The following is a 1694-nucleotide window of genomic DNA, read 5'->3' as shown; positions in this document are numbered from 1 at the left end:
CACCGGCGCCACGGCCAATCCCGACGCGTGGACCCGCAGCATGTTTTTCGCGGGCTTCGATCTGCAGGCGGCGTGGTACATCCGCGGGCTCAAGGCGCTGACCGGCGTCGAGGCCACGTTCCGGTTCGCGGTCCAAGAGACGTATCCGCCGTACGCGCTCTCGGTGATCGGCTTGAATCCCGACGCGTTGCTCCTCGCCGAAAAAAAGTGCCTCTACGCGCTCGACAAGTGGCGCGAGGCGCGCGCCTCGGGGAAGTGGACCGGCTATCCGCGGCGGACCTGCTACGCCACGTTGCCGCCGATCCATGAAAGCTGGTGGCTCGAAAAGGAGATGACGACGTGACGACGCTACGCCGCTTTCGGCAGCGCCACGTCAGGCAGTTCAACGAACGGCAACATCATCTGCCGCTCCTGCTCAAACGTGCCGTGGTGCCGACGATGGCAACGCGCGCAGAGCACGACGAGATCAGACGGGCGCTCGCGGCCAACGCGATCGTAGGTTCGATGATGCACCTCGAGTTGACGGGTCGCGGGGCAGAGCGCGCACCAGGGCGTGAGCGCCCTCATCGTCGCGGCTCGCACGCGCCACAGCGGGGAGGCGAGGTATTCCTCGTAGTCGATAACCATCAGTGGATCTCCTTCGATTCTGAAACCGTCGTGTCGGCGAACCGTTCATCTTCGTACAAGGCATCGAGGACTGCTTGGTCGGCGATGTGTTGTTCGCGGCAGCGGCGCAATCGATCGTGGGCCTCGTCAGTCAACGTCGAGAGTCGGAGCACTTCAAACAAACCTGATATCGCGTGCCTGTCGCGGACGAGACGTGCTTCGTGGATGCGCCACTCGCGGAGCTCGCGTCCCAAGTATTTGCGACTCCATCGCACATGGCCCGTCAAGTCATCATGCGCGAGGGCGCGTTCGCGGATCTCCTCGGCGAACGTGATGCCCTTCGCTGCGGCTGCCGCTGCAATGCGAGCCTCGTCGGCCTCCGTAAAGCGCACGTACCGAGCCTTCGTCAGCTTCTCAGGCGAACGCGGCTTCTGCATTCGCGGAGGTTATCACCGTTGTTTGGCATCGCTGAGATATCAGTTGATATCAAAGCCGATCGGAAATGTTGAGGTCTGATGGCCTTCACCTTCCGGCCCGCCGTGCGCGAGAACGTGCCGCTCCTCATCGGTCTGTCGGGCGGGACCGGCAGCGGGAAAACGTACACGGCGATGCGCCTCGCGAAAGGGATCGCCGGCGATCGGCCGTTCGCGGTCCTCGACACCGAGGCGAGCCGCGCGCGCGCCTACGCCGATCTGTTCCGTTTCGACCACGGCGACCTGACGCCGCCGTTCACGCCCGAGCGGTACGGCGATGCGATCCACGCCGCCGATGAAGCGCACTACCCGGTGATCGTGGTCGATTCCACGTCGCACGTGTGGGCGGGGGACGGCGGCGTGCTCGATTGGCAAGAGGCGGAGCTCGATCGGATGGCGGGCGACGATTGGAAAAAGCGCGAAGCCTGCCGCATGGCCGCGTGGATCAAACCGAAGATGGCGCACAAGCAATTCGTGCAGCGCCTCCTCCAGCTGCGCGCGCACCTGATTCTCTGCTTCCGCGCCGAGCCCAAGATCGAAATGGTCCGCGGCGAGGGCGGCAAGATGGAGATCCGCGAGAAGCAATCGCTCACCGGGCTCAACGGCTGGATTCCG

At 64.4% G+C, this 1694-nt stretch carries 4 protein-coding genes; 2 read left to right on the top strand and 2 right to left on the bottom strand.

Annotated features, from left to right (window positions below; genetic code table 11):
• On the top strand, positions 1-343 hold a 343-nt coding region (locus VGQ44_17730; GenBank protein HEV8448678.1), incomplete at its 5' end, for a hypothetical protein.
• Positions 344-348: 5 nt separating this feature from the next.
• On the opposite strand, the gene VGQ44_17725 is transcribed toward VGQ44_17730, so the two are convergent.
• Both VGQ44_17725 and VGQ44_17720 read right to left on the bottom strand, forming a co-directional pair.
• Positions 349-627 carry an HNH endonuclease signature motif containing protein gene (locus VGQ44_17725; GenBank protein HEV8448677.1) on the bottom strand — a complete coding sequence of 93 codons (279 nt, stop codon included), beginning with the start codon at positions 625-627 and terminating at the stop codon, positions 349-351.
• Positions 627-1043 carry a hypothetical protein gene (locus VGQ44_17720; protein HEV8448676.1) on the bottom strand — a complete coding sequence of 139 codons (417 nt, stop codon included), beginning with the start codon at positions 1041-1043 and terminating at the stop codon, positions 627-629. The genes VGQ44_17725 and VGQ44_17720 overlap by 1 nt, the downstream gene beginning before the upstream one ends.
• Before the next feature lie 78 nt (positions 1044-1121).
• Here VGQ44_17720 and VGQ44_17715 point away from each other — a divergent pair.
• On the top strand, positions 1122-1694 hold a 573-nt coding region (locus tag VGQ44_17715; GenBank protein HEV8448675.1), incomplete at its 3' end, for an AAA family ATPase.

The sequence above is a fragment of the Gemmatimonadaceae bacterium genome (assembly GCA_036003045.1).
In the GTDB taxonomy this organism is placed as follows: Bacteria; Gemmatimonadota; Gemmatimonadetes; order Gemmatimonadales; family Gemmatimonadaceae; genus JAQBQB01.
This window is presented reverse-complemented; position numbering and strand designations above follow the sequence as displayed.